Annotated in this window: 18 protein-coding genes, 1 tRNA gene and 1 other RNA gene; 10 read left to right on the top strand and 10 right to left on the bottom strand. The window is 74.9% G+C overall.

Annotation, left to right across the window (positions count from 1 at the left end):
- Positions 1 to 34: 34 nt before the first annotated feature.
- On the bottom strand, positions 35 to 394 hold the full coding sequence (locus WCD58_RS20160) for a hypothetical protein (protein ID WP_337704847.1): 360 nt from the start codon (positions 392 to 394) through the stop codon (positions 35 to 37).
- Positions 395 to 698: 304 nt separating this feature from the next.
- On the opposite strand from WCD58_RS20160, the gene leuA reads away from it, so the two are divergent.
- Entirely contained in the window at positions 699 to 2,510 is a 1,812-nt protein-coding gene (leuA, locus tag WCD58_RS20155; protein ID WP_337704846.1) for a 2-isopropylmalate synthase, read from the top strand.
- A 202-nt stretch (positions 2,511 to 2,712) separates the two neighbouring features.
- Here the strand turns inward: leuA and WCD58_RS20150 are convergent, their stop codons facing one another.
- The gene (locus tag WCD58_RS20150) at positions 2,713 to 2,925 is read right to left on the bottom strand and encodes a DUF397 domain-containing protein (RefSeq protein WP_337704888.1); all 213 of its coding nucleotides are present in this window, start codon (positions 2,923 to 2,925) and stop codon (positions 2,713 to 2,715) included.
- A 41-nt stretch (positions 2,926 to 2,966) separates the two neighbouring features.
- A complete protein-coding gene (locus WCD58_RS20145; RefSeq protein WP_337704845.1) occupies positions 2,967 to 3,836 on the bottom strand; it encodes a helix-turn-helix domain-containing protein in 870 nt (289 codons plus the stop codon).
- Positions 3,837 to 4,105: 269 nt separating this feature from the next.
- On the opposite strand from WCD58_RS20145, the gene WCD58_RS20140 reads away from it, so the two are divergent.
- The gene (locus WCD58_RS20140; protein WP_337704844.1) at positions 4,106 to 4,294 is read left to right on the top strand and encodes a hypothetical protein; all 189 of its coding nucleotides are present in this window, start codon (positions 4,106 to 4,108) and stop codon (positions 4,292 to 4,294) included.
- Between the two features lie 15 nt (positions 4,295 to 4,309).
- On the opposite strand, the gene recR is transcribed toward WCD58_RS20140, so the two are convergent.
- Together recR and WCD58_RS20130 are read right to left on the bottom strand one after the other, a co-directional pair.
- Positions 4,310 to 4,930, bottom strand: a complete 621-nt coding sequence (recR, locus tag WCD58_RS20135; RefSeq protein WP_337704843.1) for a recombination mediator RecR — start codon at positions 4,928 to 4,930, stop codon at positions 4,310 to 4,312.
- Positions 4,931 to 4,936: 6 nt separating this feature from the next.
- On the bottom strand, positions 4,937 to 5,257 hold the full coding sequence (locus WCD58_RS20130) for a YbaB/EbfC family nucleoid-associated protein (protein WP_337704887.1): 321 nt from the start codon (positions 5,255 to 5,257) through the stop codon (positions 4,937 to 4,939).
- Between the two features lie 98 nt (positions 5,258 to 5,355).
- On the opposite strand from WCD58_RS20130, the gene WCD58_RS20125 reads away from it, so the two are divergent.
- From WCD58_RS20125 to WCD58_RS20115, 3 genes are all read left to right on the top strand, one after another.
- Entirely contained in the window at positions 5,356 to 7,167 is a 1,812-nt protein-coding gene (locus tag WCD58_RS20125; RefSeq protein ID WP_337704842.1) for a S9 family peptidase, read from the top strand.
- Positions 7,168 to 7,254: 87 nt separating this feature from the next.
- Positions 7,255 to 8,367 (top strand): MGDG synthase family glycosyltransferase, encoded by a 1,113-nt coding sequence (locus WCD58_RS20120; RefSeq protein WP_337704841.1) that lies wholly within the window; start codon positions 7,255 to 7,257, stop codon positions 8,365 to 8,367.
- Positions 8,368 to 8,370: 3 nt separating this feature from the next.
- Entirely contained in the window at positions 8,371 to 9,240 is an 870-nt protein-coding gene (locus WCD58_RS20115) for a DMT family protein (protein ID WP_337704840.1), read from the top strand.
- A gap of 35 nt (positions 9,241 to 9,275) precedes the next feature.
- On the opposite strand, the gene WCD58_RS20110 is transcribed toward WCD58_RS20115, so the two are convergent.
- Positions 9,276 to 9,872, bottom strand: coding sequence for a TetR-like C-terminal domain-containing protein (locus WCD58_RS20110; protein WP_337704839.1), 597 nt, complete (start codon positions 9,870 to 9,872; stop codon positions 9,276 to 9,278).
- 78 nt (positions 9,873 to 9,950) lie between these two features.
- Between WCD58_RS20110 and WCD58_RS20105 the strand changes: the two genes are divergently transcribed.
- Entirely contained in the window at positions 9,951 to 10,997 is a 1,047-nt protein-coding gene (locus tag WCD58_RS20105) for an aldo/keto reductase (protein ID WP_337704837.1), read from the top strand.
- 57 nt (positions 10,998 to 11,054) lie between these two features.
- Here WCD58_RS20105 and WCD58_RS20100 read toward each other — a convergent pair whose 3' ends face one another.
- Entirely contained in the window at positions 11,055 to 13,139 is a 2,085-nt protein-coding gene (locus WCD58_RS20100; RefSeq protein ID WP_337704836.1) for a DNA polymerase III subunit gamma and tau, read from the bottom strand.
- Between the two features lie 52 nt (positions 13,140 to 13,191).
- Positions 13,192 to 13,288, bottom strand: an RNA gene (ffs, locus tag WCD58_RS20095) — signal recognition particle sRNA small type.
- A gap of 73 nt (positions 13,289 to 13,361) precedes the next feature.
- Between ffs and WCD58_RS20090 the strand changes: the two genes are divergently transcribed.
- From WCD58_RS20090 to WCD58_RS20075, 4 genes are all read left to right on the top strand, one after another.
- Positions 13,362 to 13,446: transfer RNA gene (locus tag WCD58_RS20090), tRNA-Ser, on the top strand.
- A gap of 112 nt (positions 13,447 to 13,558) precedes the next feature.
- The gene (locus WCD58_RS20085; protein ID WP_337704835.1) at positions 13,559 to 14,371 is read left to right on the top strand and encodes an LmeA family phospholipid-binding protein; all 813 of its coding nucleotides are present in this window, start codon (positions 13,559 to 13,561) and stop codon (positions 14,369 to 14,371) included.
- A gap of 25 nt (positions 14,372 to 14,396) precedes the next feature.
- Positions 14,397 to 15,398 (top strand): Gfo/Idh/MocA family protein, encoded by a 1,002-nt coding sequence (locus tag WCD58_RS20080; RefSeq protein ID WP_337704834.1) that lies wholly within the window; start codon positions 14,397 to 14,399, stop codon positions 15,396 to 15,398.
- A 51-nt stretch (positions 15,399 to 15,449) separates the two neighbouring features.
- Positions 15,450 to 16,583: an ROK family transcriptional regulator gene (locus tag WCD58_RS20075; RefSeq protein WP_337704833.1), complete on the top strand. Its 1,134-nt coding sequence runs from the start codon at positions 15,450 to 15,452 to the stop codon at positions 16,581 to 16,583.
- On the opposite strand, the gene WCD58_RS20070 is transcribed toward WCD58_RS20075, so the two are convergent.
- Both WCD58_RS20070 and WCD58_RS20065 read right to left on the bottom strand, forming a co-directional pair.
- Positions 16,569 to 17,471 carry a TIGR03619 family F420-dependent LLM class oxidoreductase gene (locus WCD58_RS20070; RefSeq protein ID WP_337704832.1) on the bottom strand — a complete coding sequence of 301 codons (903 nt, stop codon included), beginning with the start codon at positions 17,469 to 17,471 and terminating at the stop codon, positions 16,569 to 16,571. The genes WCD58_RS20075 and WCD58_RS20070 overlap by 15 nt on opposite strands.
- Positions 17,468 to 18,748, bottom strand: a complete 1,281-nt coding sequence (locus WCD58_RS20065) for a Gfo/Idh/MocA family protein (protein ID WP_337704831.1) — start codon at positions 18,746 to 18,748, stop codon at positions 17,468 to 17,470. The genes WCD58_RS20070 and WCD58_RS20065 overlap by 4 nt, the downstream gene beginning before the upstream one ends.
- Positions 18,749 to 18,919: the final 171 nt, after the last annotated feature.

Raw genomic sequence — 18,919 nt, 5'->3', positions numbered from 1 at the left:
TGGGAGCAACCCCACTCCGGGCGGGGTGCGGTCCCTACGGCGCGAGCGCGTTGAGCAGCTTCGACACGACGATTCCGATCACGATCCACACGACGGCCGCGAGACCGAAGTTGAGGATGATCCGCAGCGATTCGCTCGCCGGGATGAACAGGTCGCCGATGCCGAGCGTCAGGTTCGACGCGAGGTCGCGGAAGAAGATCGTGATGCCGTTCGCGGGGTTCGCGCCGGCCACCGCGAGGATCACGTGGATGACCAGGATCGCCGCGAAGATCACGGTCAGGATGCGGATGACCGAGGCGGCCACCGTCAGGACCTTCCGGGTGAGCGCGCGGAGGTCGTCCTGGGTGTGCGAACGCCGCTGTTCGGCCGTCTCCGTGCTCGCATCCTGCGCCATGCGGGTCATCATGGCACGACAAGTGACCCGTCGGTAGCCGAGGGTGCGACCTGAGTCACCACCGGTCGATCGTCGCAGGTGAACGGCATGATCGACGTTCCGACACGCCCCCGGTCGAGGCCCCGGACTTCCGGGTGACGACGACGCGGGCGTACCGTGAGCGGCGATGTCTCCCGCGCTCGCAGCCTCCGGGCTGCTCCTTCGCCGCCGCGGCGGGGTCTGAACAGACCGGCCCCTCGCCGCGGGTGATGCGCGCTGCCGGTCGCCATCCCTCGCAGTGCTGCAGGCAGGAGCGCGACATCCCATGAGCATCACCCCGGGCTCGCCGATCAACGACGAACCCATCGCCGACATCCGCTCGACCGTGGTCCATCCCGACGGCGAGACCCCGGCCGACCAGCCGGCGTGGAACACCCAGCGGGCCAGCCACATGCCGGTGGACCGCTACCGCCCCTTCGCCGACGTCGTCGAGAAGATCTCGCTGCCGGACCGCACGTGGCCCGACCGCGTGATCACCCGGGCGCCGCTGTGGGGCGCGGTCGACCTGCGCGACGGCAACCAGGCGCTGATCGACCCGATGTCGCCGGCTCGCAAGCGCCGCATGTTCGACCTGCTCGTACGCATGGGCTACAAGGAGATCGAGGTCGGCTTCCCCGCCGCCTCGCAGACCGACTTCGACTTCGTCCGCGAGATCATCGAGCAGGACGCCGTCCCCGCCGACGTGCGGATCCAGGTCCTGACGCAGGCGCGCCCCGAGCTGATCACGCGCACGTTCGAGTCGCTCGAGGGCGCCCACTCCGCGGTGGTGCACCTGTACAACTCGACGTCGATCCTGCAGCGGCGGGTGGTCTTCCGCTCCGACCGCGACGGGATCACGAAGATCGCGACGGACGGGGCGAAGCTGGTCCGCGAGGAGGCCGAGAAGCGCCCGGGCACCGACTGGCGCTTCCAGTACTCGCCGGAGTCCTACACGGGCACCGAGCTGTCGTACGCCAAGGAGATCGTCGACGCGGTCGGCGACGTCTGGGAGCCCACCCCGGAGCGCCCGATGATCGTCAACCTGCCGGCCACGGTGGAGATGGCGACCCCGAACGTCTACGCCGACTCCATCGAGTGGATGCACCGCAACCTCGCCCGGCGCGACGCGATCATCCTGTCGCTGCACCCGCACAACGACCGCGGCACCGGCGTCGCCGCCGCCGAGCTCGGCGTCCAGGCCGGCGCCGACCGCGTCGAGGGCTGCCTGTTCGGCAACGGCGAGCGCACCGGCAACGTCTGCCTGGTGACCCTGGGCATGAACCTGTTCAGCCAGGGCATCGACCCGCAGATCGACTTCTCGGACATCGACGAGGTCCGCCGCACCGTCGAGTTCTGCAACCAGCTGCCCGTCGGCGAGCGCCACCCCTGGGGCGGCGACCTCGTGTTCACCGCGTTCTCCGGCTCGCACCAGGACGCGATCAACAAGGGCCTGCAGGCGATGGCCGTCGAGGCCGAGGCGGCCGGGCATGGCATCGACCAGCACCCGTGGGAGGTCCCGTACCTGCCCATCGACCCGAAGGACGTCGGCCGCACCTACGAGGCCGTCATCCGCGTGAACTCGCAGTCGGGCAAGGGCGGCGTCGCCTACCTGATGAAGACCGAGCACCAGCTCGACCTGCCGCGTCGCCTGCAGATCGAGTTCTCCAGGCGCGTCCAGGAGGTCACCGACTCCGAGGGCGGCGAGGTCTCCGCCAAGGAGATGTACGACATCTTCACCGAGGAGTACCTGCAGCGCCGGGTGCCGCTGGAGCTCGTCAGCTCGCGGGTGCAGACCCACGACGACGGCAAGGCCGAGCTCAGCGCGACGCTGAAGGTCGAGGGCGACCTGCACGAGGTCACCGGCGTCGGCAACGGCCCGATCGCCGCGTTCGTCGACGCGCTCGCGTCGGTGGGCTACGACGTGCGGGTCCTCGACTACGCCGAGCACGCGATGTCGGCCGGCGACGACGCCCGCGCGGCGGCCTACGTCGAGGCCGCGGTCGGCGACGTCGAGGTCTGGGGCATCGGGATCGACGGCTCGATCCTCACGGCGTCGCTCAAGGCCGTCGTGTCGGCGGTCAACCGCGCGATGCGCTGACCTGATCGCGGTCTCGGTGACGAGCCCGCTCAGATGTGAGCGGGTTCGCGGTCGTCGTCGCGCCACAAGATCCAGGTTGGTGGAGCGAATGTCTCGCTGAGCGGAGCGTTCGCTCCACCAACCCGGATCTTGCTGATCCGGTGGCGGATCCCCTATCGGGCGGGGGACCCGCCACCGGCGGCCACGACGACGTCGTGACCGGTCAGCGGGGGAGGTCGAACTCGCCGGCCTTGACGCCGGCGACGAACGCCGCCCACTCCTCGGGGGTGAACCGCAGGGCCTCCGACGACTTCGTGTCGACGACGCGCACCTCGTCACCCGCCATGGCGACGCCTACACACCCGCCGTCCGAGCAGAAGCTGCTCCGGCGCACGAACAGGTCACCAGCCAGTGGCGAGTCGGTCACGACGCGCATCTTGGCGTGCGGTGTCGCGCGGCGCGGCACCGACCCCTCGATCAGGCGTCCCCGATGCGCCGAAGGGCACGCTTCATCAGGGGAACGGACTCGTTCTCCGGCAGCGAGGCCTTGAGCAGCGCCGACATCCGGGTGTCGTGCACGGCGATGTCGTCGCGGTCGGCGAGGAACTCGCTCATGACCGGCCTCTCGACGTGGATCAGGCCGTGCTCGATCCCCTCCGAGAACTGGAGCTTCGAGAACGACTCCCGACTCGCCGGCACCAGGCCCGCGCTGAACGGGAGCACGCGGACGTCGACGTGCTCGGCCTCGGCGATCCGGATGAGGTGCTCGACCTGGCCGGCGAGGACGTCCGGACTCTCGACGACGCGGTAGAGCGTCGACTCGTCGAGCACGCAGCGGAAGGTCAGCCCGTGCTCCGCGCGGAGCGCCTCCTGGCGCTGCATCCGCACCTCGACGAGCCGTTCGATCTGCGTCGATCCGAGGGTCCGACCCCAGAACGACCGCAGGGCGCCGCGGGCGTAGTCGCGCGTCTGCAGGAGCCCGTGCACGATGTGCGCCTCGTAGGCGTCGATGCGGGCGGCGTCCCACTCGTACTCGACGTACAGCGCCATGTCCGGAGCGAGGACGTCGGCGTACTCGGACCACCACGTCCTGGCCCGACCGGTGCGCGCCCACTCGAGGAGCCGCTCGCGCTCGTCGCCCTCGGGCACGCGGTAGACGTCGAGCATGTCGCGCACGTCGCGCCAGCGGGGGACGCCCTTCCCGTTCTCGAGTCGGCTGATCTTCGACGGCGAGCACTCCAGGCTGCGCGCGACGTCCTCGAGCTTGTAGTTCAAGCTCTCGCGGAGACGCTTCAGCTCCCCGCCGAGGCGCCGGCGAGTCACCACAGGGCCGGGTGACCAGGTCATCCGCACGCCTCCCGAGGGTCGGGTCGTACGCCGGCCTCCCCCCGGGCCGGTCTCGACGCGTCCACGATAGACCGCCGGCGGCATGTCGTCACGCAATCGTTGTGTGCAATTGCAGAACACACTTGTGCAGTGCAGTGGCACACGGCACTCTCAGAGCACGGCCGAAACGCCGGAGCCGTGGACAGCACGACTCGACGGGAGGCATGACACATGATCGCTACGAGGAGCGGACGCCGCCGCGGAGTGTTCCGCGGGCACCGATGACCGCCATGACGATCATCATCGCGGTGGTCGTCTTCTGGACCCTGTTCGTGGTGGGCGTGCTCGTGGGCATCTCGGTGCACCGCGAGGCGACGCGGCGTCGCAGCGCCCGCCTGCACCGCGCCGAGATGGCGCTCGACAGGGACGTGATCGTCGCCGGCCGCACGCCCGTGCGCGGCCGGGACTTCCGCGTCTGACCGCTGGAAGAACCGCTAGAAGGCGCGGCGACCCGCGAGCGCGCGGCCGAGCGTGAGCTCGTCGGCGAACTCGAGGTCGCCGCCCATGGGGAGACCGGACGCCAGCTTGGTGACGGTCAGGCCCGGGAAGTCGCGCAGGAGGCGCACGAGGTAGGTGGCCGTGGCCTCGCCCTCGGTGTTGGGGTCCATGGCCAGGATGACCTCGGCGATCTCCGGCTCCCCGCCTTGATCACTGCCGGCGCCGCCGATGCGGGTGAGCAGCTCGCGGACCCGCAGCTGGTCGGGCCCGATGCCCGAGAGCGGGTCGAGCGCCCCGCCCAGCACGTGGTAGCGGCCGCGGAACTCGCGGGTGCGCTCGACGGCCATGACGTCCTTCGGCTCCTCGACGACGCACACGAGCGTGGCGTCGCGGCGCGCGTCGCTGCAGATCCGGCAGCGGGGCTGCTCCGACACGTTGCCGCAGATGTCGCAGAACACCACGCCGACCTTGACCTTCTGCAGGGCCTCCTGCAGGCGCGTCACGTCGGCTTCCTCGGTCGCCAGCAGGTGGAACGCGATCCGCTGCGCGCTCTTGGGACCGATGCCGGGCAGCCGGCCCAGCTCGTCGATGAGGTCCTGGACCGGCCCCTCGAACACCGCGCCCTACTGCCCGGGCAGGCCCAGCCCGCCGCCCATGTCCCCGAGCCCACCGGCGAGCGGGCCCATCTTCTCCGCCTGCAGGTCGGCCGCCGCCTGGGCCGCGTCGGCGAGCGCGCCGACCACGAGGTCCTGCAGCGTCTCGACGTCGTCCGGGTCGACGACCTTCGGGTCGATCTTCACGGAGCGGATCTCACCGGCCGCGGTCTGCGTGACGGTGACCAGGCCGTTGCCCGCCTGGCCGGTGACCTCGGCCTCGGCCAGCTCCGCCTGGGCGGACATCAGCTGCTCCTGCATCGCCTGCGCCTGCTGCAGCAGCGCGCCCATGTCCATGCCTTCAGGGTTCTGACCGGGTTGCACGTCACCAGCGTAACCACGCCCGCGCGCTCGCCGTCGCACCCCGCGAGGAGGCAGGCTCACCGGTGATGACCACCGCGAGCGACACCCTGCTGCACCGCCTCCTCGACGCGACCACCTGGCGCGCCTTCGACGTCGACGCCGCGGGGCGCATCCTCGCCGGGCACGACGCCTCCGGCTCCGTCCAGCTCGTCGAGCTCCGACCCGAGGGCAACCGGGTGCCGCTGACGGCCCTGCCCGGCGCCGTGCACGGGCGCTACCTCCCGGGCCGGCGCACCATCGTCGTGTCCCACGACGCCGGCGGGAACGAGCGCGCGCAGCTCTCGCTGCTCGACCCGGACGCCGTCGAGGAGCCGGTCGGCGAGGACGGGCTGACCCCGCTCGTCCACGACCCCGAGCACATCCACGGGCTCGTCGAGGTCCTCGAGGGCGGCCGCGTCGTCTACGCCACCAACCGCCGCAACGGCGTCGACTTCGACCTCGTCGTCCGCGACGTCGACGCCGGGTCCGAGACCGTGCTCTACGACGGCGGCGGGATGGTCGGGAACGCCGCGATCGCCCCCGACGGGACCCGGGCCCTGATGACCCGCCCCGGCCGACCGGCGCTGAGCTCGCAGGTCCTGCTGCTCGCCGGCGACACCGTCACCGAGCTCACCGACGCCGACGAGCACGCCCGCCACCTCTCCCCCGAGTGGCTGCCCGACGGCACCGCGGCCGTGATCACCACCGACGCCGGCCGCGACCACCTCGGCGTCGCGCGTCTCGACGTCGCCACGGGATCGCTGACCTGGCTGGTCACCGACGACGCCCACGACGTCGCCGCGCGCCTGTCCCCCGACGGACGCCACCTGCTCGTCGTCACCGACGACGACGGCGCCTCCCGCCTCGCCGTGCACGACGCCGACGGCACCCTCGTCCGCGCGATCGCCCTGCCGCCGGAGCTCCGCGGCGGCGTCGCCGACTTCCTCGCCGCCCCGCGCTGGTCGCCGGACTCCACCGGGCTCGCCGTCACGTGGACCGACCCCGCGACCCCGGCCGACGTGCTCATCGTCGACGCCGGACGCGGACGGGCGGCCGTGGCGGCGTCGTCGCGGGAACCGCTGAGCGATCTCGAGCTCGTCGACCCCACGAGCCACGGCATCCCGACCCCGGACGGCGAGACCGTGCCGTGCTTCGTCTACTCACCCGCGCAGCCGTCCGGGTCGAGCGTCACGATCGTGCACGGCGGGCCCGAGGGGCAGTCGGTGCGCTCGTTCTCGGCGATCGTGCAGGCGCTCGTCGGTGACGGGCACACCGTGCTCGTGCCGAACGTGCGCGGCTCGGTGGGCTACGGGAAGCGCTGGTACTCGCTGGACGACGTCGAGCGCCGGCTCGACTCGGTGGCCGACCTCGCCGCGCTGCACGCGTACCTGCCCCGGCTCGGGCTCGACCCGGCGCGCGCGGCGCTGTGGGGCGGGTCGTACGGCGGCTACATGGTGCTCGCGGGCCTCGCGTTCCAGCCCGACCTGTGGGCGGCGGGCGTCGACATCGTCGGCATCTCCTCGCTCGTGACCTTCCTCGAGAACACCTCGGCCTACCGCCGCGCGCACCGCGAGCGGGAGTACGGCTCGCTCGAGCGCGACCGCGAGTTCCTCGAGCGCGCGTCGCCGCTGAACCGGATCGGCGACGTGCGCGCCCCGCTGTTCGTCATCCACGGCGCCAACGACCCGCGCGTGCCGCTCTCCGAGGCCGAGCAGGTGGCCGCGGCGGTGCGGGGCAACGGCGTCGAGGTCGAGATGGTGGTCTACGACGACGAGGGCCACGGGCTCGCGAAGCGGGTCAACCGGCTCGACGCCTATCCGCGGGCCGTCGCGTTCCTGGGGCGGGTGCTCGGGGGCTGACGGGCCGGGGCGACCCGCCATCCGATCTATCGCCGACGCTCACCGCGCGTTCACCCCCCGCCCCGACGACTGGGCTGGGGTGTCGGGGTGTCTCGACGACCCCGGGTCCTGGTCCTCAGCGCCGCCGTCGGCCAGGGCCACGACGGCGCGGCCCGCGAGCTCGTGCGGCGGCTCGACCGCCGGGGCGTGGACGCCCACGTGCTCGACTGGACCGACCTGCTCCCCCGCTGGGGCCGGCGGACCCTGCGCGACCTCTACGCGCCGTCGGTGCACCACACCCCGGCGCTGTTCGACCGGATCTTCACGGACCTCGAGTACCCGCGGCGTCCGGCGAGCGTCGTCACCGGGCACCTGATCCGGATCGCCGAGGACCCCCTCCTCGCGGCGGCGCGCGACGTCGACGCGGTCGTCACGACGTATCCGCTCGCCGGCCAGACCCTCGGGGCCCTGCGTGCCGACGGGCGCCTCGGCGTGCCCGCGCTGACCTTCCTCACCGACCCCGCCGCGCACCGGCTCTGGTGCCACCCCGGCCTCGACGAGCACCTCACGGTCACCGACGCCACCGCCGCCGACGGCGCCCGCTACGGCGTCGCGCTCCGCAGCGTCGGTCCGCTGTGCGCGCCGCGCTTCTCGCGCCCGATGCCCGTCGCGACCCGCGGACGGGTCCGCGCCGAGCTGGGCGTGCCCGACGACGCCCCGATGGCCCTGCTGGTGTCGGGCTCGCTGGGGATGGGGGAGGTCGAGAAGGCGGTCGACGCGCTCGGCCGGCACCCGCGGGCGTGGTCGGTGGTCGCCTGCGGGCGCAACACGAAGCTGCGCGCCCGCCTCGCCGGCCGCGCGCGGGTGGTGACGCTGGGCTGGCGCGACGACGTCCCCGAGCTCATGGCCGCCGCCGACGTGCTCGTGCACAACGCGGGCGGGCTGTCGTTCACCGAGGCGCTCGTCGCCGGGCTCCCGGCCGTGACCTACCGCCCCATCCCCGGGCACGGCCGCGCCAACGCCGCGGTCCTCGACGAGGCCGGGATCGCGCCGTGGCTGCGGGGGCCCGGCGAGCTCGTGGCCGCGATCGACGGGTTCGGACCGCGTCCGCTGCGCCGGCGCCCGCCGCGGCCGTGGTGGACCGAGGAGCGCGACGCCTCCGCCGTCGTCGCGCGCCACGCGGGCGGGCTCGGCGAACCGGCGCTCTCCGCGGCGGGGTAGCCCGTGCTCGCCGAGGTGCTCGCCGAGGTGCTCGCCCCGCTGCTCGCCCTGGCCTCGGCCGCCGCGGCCGGCGCGGCGGTGGTCGCCCAGCAGCGGGCGACGCACGAGCTCGGCGGGACCGCGGACCGGCGGCTCCTGCGCCGGCCCTCGTGGCTCGCGGGGACCGGCGCCTCGGTGGTCGCGAGCGCACTGCAGGCGGTGGCACTCGCCGAGGGCGCGGTGGCCGTGGTGCAGGCGCTGCTCGCGACGGCGGTCGCGTGGACGACGGTCGGCGAGTCCCTGCTGGCGCGGCGGCTCCCCGGACGACGTGCCCTGCTCGGGGTCGGCCTGGCGATGCTCGGCCCGCTCCTCGTGGTCGCGCTGCTCGGGCCGGTCGCGGCGGCGGAGGGCCCCGTCGACCTCACCGGCGCCCCGGTCGCGCTGAGCCTGCTCGGGGTCGGGGCGGTCGTGCTCGCCGGGCTCGTGGGGGCGCGGCGCCCCGGACCGCCCGGCGCGCTCGGCCTCGCGCTCGCCTGCGGGGCGGGCTACGGGCTCGCCGCCTCCCTGCTCGCCGTGCTCGCTCGCGACCCCGGCGCCGTGCTGACCGACCCGCAGCACGCCCTCGCCGCGGTCCTGCTCCTGGTCGTCGGCCCGGCGGCGTTCGTGGCGAGCCAGCGGGCGCTCGCCCGGGCCCGGCGCGCGGGGCCGGTGGTGACGGTCGTCCTGCTCGCCGACCCGCTGGTCGCCACGGCCATCGGCGCCACGTGGTTCGGCGAGCGGATCGCCCCCGACGCCCCGACCACCGCCGGGATCGTGCTGGCCGCGGGCCTCGCCGTCGCCGGTGTCCGGCTGCTCGACCCCGCGCCCGACATGTCAGCGGTGGGCCACCGCTGACATCCGGTGTTCGTGATGCCACACGCTCGACGGCGTTATGACAGGAAGACCCCGGCGCGTGCGGCGGCCGCCGCCGCCCCGGCGGCGCGGCGGGCGTCGTCCTCCGTCGGCGGCTCGCCGCGAGTGAGCAGCCGGTAGTACAGCGGGGCCGACACGGCCCGGACGACGGCGGCGGTGTCCGTCCCCGGGTCCAGCTCGCCGCGCGCGACGGCGTCCGCGACGCACGGCTGCCACTCCGAGATGCGCCGGTCGTAGAAGTCGCGGAGCGCGTCGGCCGTCGCGGGGTCGGCGGTCGCCGCGGCCACGAGCGCGGCGAAGAGCCGGCCCTGGCGCGGGTCGGCGAGCGTCGCGCGGACGAGATCGGCGTTGGCCGCGAGGTCGCCGTCGAGGGTGCCGGTGTCGGCCCGCGGCAGCGAGGTCTCGGCCATGTCGGCGACCAGGTCGCCCACGACCGCGCCGACCGTGCCCCACCGGCGGTAGACGGTGGTCTTGCCGATGCCCGCGCGCCGGGCGAGCTCGGCGAGGTCGAACCCCGCCGGCCCGCACTCGACGAGCGCCGTGGCCGCCGCGTCGAGCAGGGCGCTCCGGACCCGGGCGGCCCGCCCGCCGGGCCGCACCTCCGCTCCTGTCACGTCGCCCAGCTTATCGGTCCTCCAGTCCCGTTTGTGCTAGCCTCCGAAAAGGAACTGCAGTCCCGTTAAGGAGAGACCATGGAATACCGGACGCTGGGCCGGAGCGGGCTGCGCGTGCCCGTCCTGAGCTTCGGGACGGGCACGTTCGGCGGCCGCGGCGAGCTGTTCGGCGCCTGGGGCGCGACCGACGTCGACGGCGCCCGCGAGATCCTCGCGCGCTGCCTCGACGCCGGGGTCACGCTCTTCGACACCGCCGACGTCTACTCCGACGGCGCCGCGGAGGAGGTCCTCGGCGCCGCCCTGGGCCGCCGTCGCGACGAGGCCCTGATCTCGACGAAGGCCGCGCTGCCCACCGGCAGCGGACCGAACGACGCCGGCACCTCCCGGCACCACCTCCGCAAGGCCGTGCACGACGCCCTGCGCCGCCTCGGCACCGACCACATCGACCTGTTCCAGCTCCACGCCTACGACGCCACGACCCCGGTGGACGAGGTGCTGTCGACCCTCGACCGCCTCGTCGAGGACGGCGCGGTCCGCTACGTGGGCGTCTCCAACCACGCGGGCTGGCAGCTCATGCGGGCCCTCGAGCGCGCCGACCGGCATGGATGGGTCCGCCCCGTCGCGCACCAGGTCTACTACTCGCTGCTCGGGCGCGACTACGAGTGGGACCTCATGCCCCTCGGCGCCGAGGAGGGCGTCGGGGCCGTGGTCTGGAGCCCGCTCGCGTGGGGCCGGCTCACCGGGCGCATCCGGCGGGGCACGCCCGCGCCGCCGTCGAGCCGGCTGCACGCCACCGCGGCCGCCGGGCCACCCGTGGACGACGAGCTGCTCGGCGACGTCGTCGACGTGCTCGACCGCATCGCCGCCGACACCGGGCACACGGTGCCGCAGATCGCCCTGAACTGGCTGACCACCCGGCCCACGGTCAGCTCCGTCATCGTCGGGGCGCGCGACCTCGAGCAGCTGGACCAGAACCTCGGCGCCGTCGGCTGGGAGCTCGACGACGAGCACCTCGCGCTGCTCGACGCGGTGAGCCGCCGCCCCGCGCCCTACCCGCACTTCCCCTACGAGCGCCAGGACGGCTTCGCCCAGCTCAACCCGCCGATGGCCGGGCTCCGTCGCTGACGCCCGAGGTCGTCCCGGCGACGAGGACTCGGCCCGACAGCCATGCCGCTCCCGCGCCTACCGCCCGTCGACCCGCCGGGCGCCGAGCTGCGAGGTCAGCAGCTCCATGGCCGCCTCCTCCGGGTCGACGCGCGCGCCCCCGGAGGCACCGCCGGGGTCGGCGGCGGCCTCGTTGTACATGTCCTCCTCGGTGACCTCGCCGTCCTCGGGCGGCGGCTCCGGGGGCGGGGGGACGTCCGAGGGCCCGGGCGCCGGACGGCTCGGGCGGCGGATCTCGCGCGGTCCCGACTCCCGGGCCTGCTCGCGCGGCGGCTCCGCCGGCCGCTCGGGCGCCGGCTGTTCCTGGCGGGGACGCTCGGGTCGCTTCGGCGGGTCGGGGCGCTGGCGCGCCGGCGGCTCCGGGCGGCTCGGCGCGTCGCCGCCCGTGCCGTGCACCGCCTGCACGGTCCACTGCCCCGAGAGCACGGCCCCGAGCGCCGCGGCGACGTGGTCGGCGCGGTTGGGCTGGGAGAGCTGGCGCGCCAGGGGCGGCGTCGGCATGCCGAGCGTCACCGTGGTGCCCTCGACCGCCGTCACCGTCGCGTTCTGCAGCAGCGCGTGCGTGGGCTTGTTGCGCTCGCGGACCTGGTTCATGACCTCCGGCCACACCCGCCGCAGGCCCGCGGCGTCCATGGCACCGGTCGCGGGAGCCGGCGCCTCCTCCCGGGGCGGACGGGGCGGCTCGGGGCGTGACGGCTGCGGTTCGGGGCGCGAGGGCTCCGGGCGCGAGGGCTCAGGACGCGGCGGGCGCGGCACGTCCCGCGGCGGCTCGTCGCGGCTCTCGACCGTGGCCGTCGGGCGGTCGGTGGGCGGGTCGACGGTGGCGTCCAGGTCGCTCGCCCGCGAGGGCGCCTCGCCGTCGCGCTGCGACGGGCGCGTGAAGCGCGCGGGCTCGTCCGCGCCCTCGGCGCCCGCCCCGCTCGGAGCGCCGCCCGACGCGCCCAGCGCGAGGCGCCGCTCGACGCCCTCGAGGCGCTGCACCATGGCCGCGTCCTCCGACGACGCCGCGGGCAGCAGCATGCGCGCGCAGACCAGCTCGAGCAGCAGGCGCGGCGCCGTCGCCCCGCGCATCTCGGTGAGCGCGGTGTGCACGAGCTCGGCGTGCCGGGCCAGGGCCGCCGGACCGAGGCGCTGGGCCTGGTCGACCATGCGCTCCAGCTCGTCGGCGGGCACGTCGACCAGCCCGCGCTCGCCGGCGTCCGGGACGGCCTGCACGAGGATCAGGTCGCGCAGGCGCTGCAGCAGGTCGGACGCGAAGCGCCGCGGGTCGTGCCCCGCCTCGACGAGCCGGTCGACCGCGCCGAACACCGCCGGGCCGTCCTGGGCGCCGAGCGCGTCGACGACGTCGTCGAGGATCGCCACGTCGGTGACGCCGAGCAGGCCGACCGCGTGCGCGTAGGTGACCCCGGCGTCGTCGGCGCCGGCGAGCAGCTGGTCCAGCACCGAGAGCGAATCGCGCGCCGAGCCCCCGCCCGCGCGGACGACCAGCGGGTACACGGCCGGCTCGACCGTGACGCCCTCCTCGGTGCAGATCCGCTCGAGCAGCCCGCGCAGCGTGCTCGGCGGCAGCAGTCGGAAGGGGTAGTGGTGGGTGCGCGACCGGATGGTGGTGAGCACCTTCTCCGGCTCGGTGGTCGCGAAGATGAAGATGAGGTGCTCGGGCGGCTCCTCGACCACCTTGAGCAGCGCGTTGAACGCCGCCGTGGTGACCATGTGCGCCTCGTCGATGATGAAGACGCGGTAGCGGGAGGCGACCGGCGCGAAGTGCGCGCGGTCGCGCAGCTCGCGGGCGTCGTCGACGCCGTTGTGGCTCGCCGCGTCCATCTCGGTGACGTCGAGCGAGCCGGGACCGTTCGGCGCGAGCGCCACGCACGAGTCGCAGACCCCGCACGGGTCGGGCGTCGGACCCTGCACGCAGTTCAGCGAGCGGGCGAGGATGCGCGCGCTGGACGTCTTGCCGCAGCCGCGGGGCCCGGAGAAGAGGTACGCGTGGTTGATGCGTCCCGCCGCCAGCGCCGTGCGCAGCGGACCGGTGACGTGCTCCTGCCCGACGACCTCGGCGAACGTCGATGGCCGATACCTGCGGTACAGCGCCAGAGCCACACGGCGAGGCTACGCGGAGGGTCCGACGGCGAGGGACCGGACCGGAGGAGAGATGAAGGGGACCCCGCGCACCCGCCAGAGCCCGCTGACCCTTGCTGCCTTCCGGCCCTGGGGGAGTTCACAGGATGGACGCCGCGCGGGGTCCGGTGCCCACTGTAACGGAGCCGGCGAGCGGCACCCGGCCCCCGGGTCGGCCGCTGCGGAGGCTGTATCGTCTGCCGCGGAGGATTGGCCGAGCGGCCTAAGGCGCACGATTGGAAATCGTGTTGGGCTCACACCCTCACGGGTTCGAATCCCGTATCCTCCGCACTCGCTGACCAGCGACGACGCCGGTCGATCCCCTCGGGTCGGCCGGCGTCCGTGTGTCCGGCGGAGACCCCGGCCCGACCACGCTGCGGCGCGATGACACCGTGTCGTCCGTGCGCGGATGCCTCATCAGCCTGCTCGTCATCGTCGCCGTGGTGGTCGGCGTCGACTTCGGCGCGCGGTGGGTCGCCGAGGACCGCGTCGGGGCCGCGTTGCAGGACGCGCTGTCGCTGCCGAACCAGCCGGACGTCGACGTCCGCGGCTTCCCGTTCCTCACGCAGGCCCTCTCGGGGCAGTACGACGACGTGGGCCTCTCGGCGCCGGGCATCCGGTACGGCGAGCTGCGCGACATCACGCTCACCGCCGACCTGTCCGGGGTGTCGGTGCCGACCGCGAACCTGATCGACGGGCAGGTCCGCGAGATCCCCGCCGACCAGGTCGTCGCGTCCGCGCGCGTGAACCCGACCGACCTCGCCCGCCTGCTCGACGTCGGCGACCTGACCATCGAGCCGCTCACCGCGGCCGACCTCGAGCAGCTGCGCGCCGACGCCGACGCCGACGACTCCGGGGCGTCGGGCAGCAGCAGCGCCCTGGCCGACGTCGACCCCGCCAACGCGGTCCGCCTGAACTCGACCCGGACGATCGCGGGCCAGCAGGTGCAGGTCTCGGTGATCGCGACCTTCCGCCTCTCCGGCGGCCGGATCACCCTGCAGGCCCGCGACATCCGCGCCGAGGGCGGGGCCGGCCAGGCCGGGCAGGTGGCCGCCGCCGCGCTGCGCCGCCAGCTGTCCGGCTTCTCGACGAGCGTCGACCCCGGGCAGCTCCCGTTCTCGATCACCGCGACCGAGCTGCGGGCCGAGGACGGGGAGCTGGTGGTGTCCGGCACCGCCCGGGACGTCGACCTCCTGGCCCGCCCGGGGTCCTGAGCAGCCGCGCTGACACAGTGACCCCATGGAGGACATCCGCTGGGGCATCGCCGGGCCCGGTCGCATCGCCGAGAAGGTCGCCGACGACCTGGCCCTGGTCGAGGGCGCGACGCTCGCGGCGGTCGGCTCGCGCTCGGAGGAGCGCGCCCGGGCCTTCGCCGACGCCCACGGCGGTGCGGGTGCCCGTGCGCACGGCACCTACCGGGCCCTCGTCGACGACCCCGAGGTCGACGTCGTCTACATCGCCACGCCGCACCCGCAGCACGCGGAGCTCGCGGTGGCCTGCCTCGAGGCCGGCAAGGGCGTGCTGGTCGAAAAGGCGTTCACCGCGACGCTCGCCGGCGCGTGGCGGGTCGTCGACACCGCGCGCACCCGCGGCGTGTTCGCGATGGAGGCGATGTGGACGCGCTTCCAGCCCGCCGTGGTGCGGATGCGCGAGCTCATCGCCGAGGGCGCGATCGGCGAGCCGCGCTCGGTGCAGGCCGACCTCGGCACGGTGCGCGACGTCGACCCCACCGACCGGCTGTTCGCCCCGGAGCTCGGCGGCGGCGCGCTGCTCGACCTCGGCGTCTACCCGGTGTCGTTCGCCCAGATGGTGCTGGGCGCCCCGGACCGCGTCACGGCCGTCGCGTCGCGGGAGACCACGGGCGTCGACGCCGACGGGGCGATGCTGCTGGCGTTCGAGGACGGCCGCTACGCCACGCTCCAGACGTCGTTCCACAGCCCGTCGCCGGGCCAGGCGCGGGTGTTCGGGACGACCGGCTGGATCGACGTGCTCCCCCGGTTCCACCACCCGAGCACGATCGTCCTGCACCACGACACCAACGACCCCGGCGAGCGCATCGAGCTGCCGGCGACGGGCGCGGGCTACTTCCACGAGCTCGTCGAGGTCACCGAGTGCCTGCGCGCGGGCCGCGCCGAGAGCACCGTCATGCCCCTTGACGACACGCTCGCCGTCCAGGGCGTGCTCGCCGAGGCCGCGGACCAGCTCGGACTGGTCTTCCGCGAGGACGACACCGCCGTGTGACCCTGCGTATCGTCCCGCCCCCTACCCTCACCCGGACGGGCAGGAGGTGTCATGGCCGATCGTGAGCAGGAACCGTCCCGGGGCACGTCCCCGCACACGTCCCCACACACGTCCCCACACAGTGGCCTGCGCCGTGCGACCACCGAGCGCGCGATCCTCGACTGTCTCGCCGCCGAGGACGGCCCGCTGACCCGGGCCGAGCTGGCGCGGCGCACGGCCATCTCGCCGCCCGCGATCAGCGAGGCCGTGCGCCGCCTCGAGGCCGACGCGGTCCTCGTCGCCGTCGGCCCGCGCTCCGGGGTGCCCGGCGCCGTCGCGACCCTCTACGACCTGGCGCCCGGGGCCGGCGTCGTCGTCGCCGTCGAGATCAACCGCAGCGTCGTGCGCACCGCCGTCGGCGACCTCGCCGGGCGGGGCCTCGAGCGCGCCGACCACGAGCCGCCCGACGACGGCCTCGTCGCCCCGCGCCTCCAGGAGGTCCTCGCCGCGGTCGGCGAGCGGTGGCGTGCCGACGGCCGCCCGGTGCGCGCCGTGGCGGTGTCGATCGCCAACCCCGTCGACCCGGCGACCGGCCGGGTCGTCGAGCTGCACGAGTCAGCCTTCCCCGCGGGCGTCGTGGGGGTCGAGGACGTGCAGGGCGTCGACCCGGCGATGGTCGTGCTCGACAACGACGTGAACTTCGCGGCCCTCGCCGAGCGCGACCACGGCGCCGCGGTCGACACCGCGACGTTCGCGTACCTCTACGTCGGCGAGCGGCACAGCGTCGGGCTCGGGCTGGTGGTCGACGGCCTGCTGGTCCGCGGCGCGCGGGGGCTCGCGGGCGAGATCGGCTACCTCCCGCTCGGCGAGGGCTCCGGTCGCCTGCGCTTCGGCGAGGCGGTCGCCGGGCAGTCGCTGGTCGCCGGGACGACCCCGGACGACACGACGCTCGCGCGTGCGGGGCGCACGCTGGGCGAGGCGGCGGTGGCGGTCTGCGCGATCGTCGACCCCGCGCTGCTCGTCCTCGGCGGCCCGGTGGGCCTCCTCCCCGGGCTGCGGCCCCACGTCGAGGCCACGGTCGCCGAGCTGGCGCCGCGGGAGGTGCCCGTCGTCGCCGGCGCGCTCGGCGAGAGCGCGCCGCTCTGGGGCGCGCTGGCCGAGGCACGGCGCCGGGCCTGGGAGAGCCTGGTGTCAGGACGGGGCTAGCCAGCCCGCCGCGTCCTCGACGAGCGCGCGCTGGGCGGCGTGGTCGTCGCCCCGGGCGGCCTCGGCGTCCCGGTGGGTGTCGAGCAGGACGTGGGTGGCACCGAGCGCGCGGAGCTCGTCGAGGTCCGCCCGGATCTGGTCGGGGCGGCCCTCGCCGGTGAGGCGGTCGTCGTCGGGCCGGCGCTCGGCGGTGGGGTGCAGCACGACCCGCGGGGCCAGGGCGGGCACGTCCCGCCCGGCGTCCGCGGCCGCCGCGCGCAGGCCGGGCAGGCCCGTCGTGCGCAGCCACCCGGCGGGCGTGCGCAGGGGGTGCCAGGCCGCGCCGAAGCGCACCGCCCGGCGGCGCGCCGCCGCGCCGTTGCCCCCGATCCACAGCGGCGGGTGCGGGCGGCGCCGCGGGCGCGGACGGGTGTCGACGTCGGTGAAGGCGACGTGCCGGCCGGCGAAGCTCACGACGTCGTCGGACCACAGTGCGATCAGCGCCCGGAGGTACTCGTCGGTGATCTCGCCGCGGCGGCGCGCGTCGACGCCGAGGGCGGCGAACTCGTCGTCCGCCCAGCCGACCCCGACGCCGACGAGCAGGCGCCCGTCGCTGAGCTGGTCGAGCCCGGCGAGGCTGCGCGCGGTCAGCAGCGGGTCGCGGTAGGGCACGACGAGCACGGTCGTGCCGAGCTCGACGCGGCGGGTGACCCCGGCCAGGTAGCCGAGCAGCGTCAGCGGCTCCCAGAACGGGCCGGGGTAGGCGGCGGTGACCGCGGGGGTGGCGGCGACGTGGTCGCCGACCATGAGGAAGTCGAACCCGGCGTCCTCGACGACCGCGGCCCAGGCGCGCAACGAGTCCGCGGTCGCGGCCGGGCCGAAGTTGGGGACGGTGATGCCCACCCTCATGCGCAGGGGACCCCGGCGTCCCACGTCATGCGCTCGGTCTCGCCGGAGAGCCGGGCGCGCTCCGCGGCCCAGACGATGCGGTGGCTGGTCAGCGCCTCCTCGACGCCGGTGAGGTTGCCGCTCGGGTCGTCGTCGGCGACCCCGCGCAGGAAGGTCGCGACGAGCTCCTCGTCGCCCTCGTGGTGCGGCGCCCGCCCGTCGCCCGCCCGCACCGTCTCGACCGCCCGGTCGGGGTGCGCACGGAAGTCGTGGAAGCGCAGCTCGCCGCCGTCGGCCTCGACCGCGCCGTGGGTGCCGAAGACCCGTGTCTGGCGCGGGGCGGGCTCGGAGAACGCGGTGACCGTGTGGGTCGCGGTGATCCCGCTGTCGAAGTCGAAGGCGACGACCTGGTGGTCGACGACGTCGTTGTCGCAGAGATAGACGCAGCGCCCGTAGGGCCCGTCGCGCAGCGCCGCGTCGAGGGCCTCCGGGGTCGCCACGTCGGTGACCGCGCCGAGCAGCTGGTGCTCCCAGTCGGGGTCGCCGAGGCACGAGCGGTAGAGCCGGGGCGCGGAGTACGGGCAGGTCGGCTCGACCGCGCAGTCGAGGCAGCGGGCCGCCGCGCCCTCCGGGTGCCGGTCGGCCCGGAAGTGGCTCAGCCGCCCGAACGACGCGAGCCGGGCGGGGCGGTCGCCGACGAGGTGGGTGAGCAGGTCGATGTCGTGGCTGCACTTGGCGAGCAGCAGCGACGACGCGAGGTCCTCCCGGCGCCACGACCCGCGCACGTAGGAGTGGGCGAAGTGCCAGGCGCCGACCGGCTCCAGGTGCTGGACGGACACGAGGTCACCGATCCGGCCGGCGCGCAGCGCGGCGACCAGCGCGCGCGTCGACGGCGCGTAGGGCAGCGGGTGGCAGATCGTGAACTGCACGCCCGCGCGCCGCACCGCCTCCGCGACGCGCCGGGCCTCGGGCTCGTCGGGGGCGATCGGCTTCTCGCAGATCAGGTGCACGCCGCGCTCCGCGAACGCGACGGCGGGGTCGGCGTGCTCGTGGTCCTGGGTCGCGATGACGACCACGTCGACGAGGCCCGCGGCCCGGTCGGCGAGGTCGCTCCAGCGCGCGAACCGTGCCGCGGCGGGCACGTCGTGGGTGTCGGCCAGCTGCTCGCGGCGCACCCCGACCGGCTCGGCGATCGCCGTGACCCGGCCCCCGGCGCGCTGCACGTTGCGGGCGTGCAGGCGGCCCCGCCCGCCCGCGCCGACGATGCCGACCCGCACCGGACCTGGCCCGAGGCTCACCCGCGCTCCTCCCTGCCGCTGCTCTCTCCGGACTTCCCATCCTGCCCCCAACGGGGGACACGCGGTGCCCGGTGGTCGCGGCCATCCGGCCGCTCGGCCGAGCGACCGACACGACGTTTAATGATCTTGCCTCGGACCCGTTACGTTCTCGTGACTCGAATCGTTACTCCT

Source organism: Actinomycetospora flava, assembly GCF_037400335.1.
In the GTDB taxonomy this organism is placed as follows: domain Bacteria; phylum Actinomycetota; class Actinomycetes; order Mycobacteriales; family Pseudonocardiaceae; genus Actinomycetospora; species Actinomycetospora flava.
This window is presented reverse-complemented; position numbering and strand designations above follow the sequence as displayed.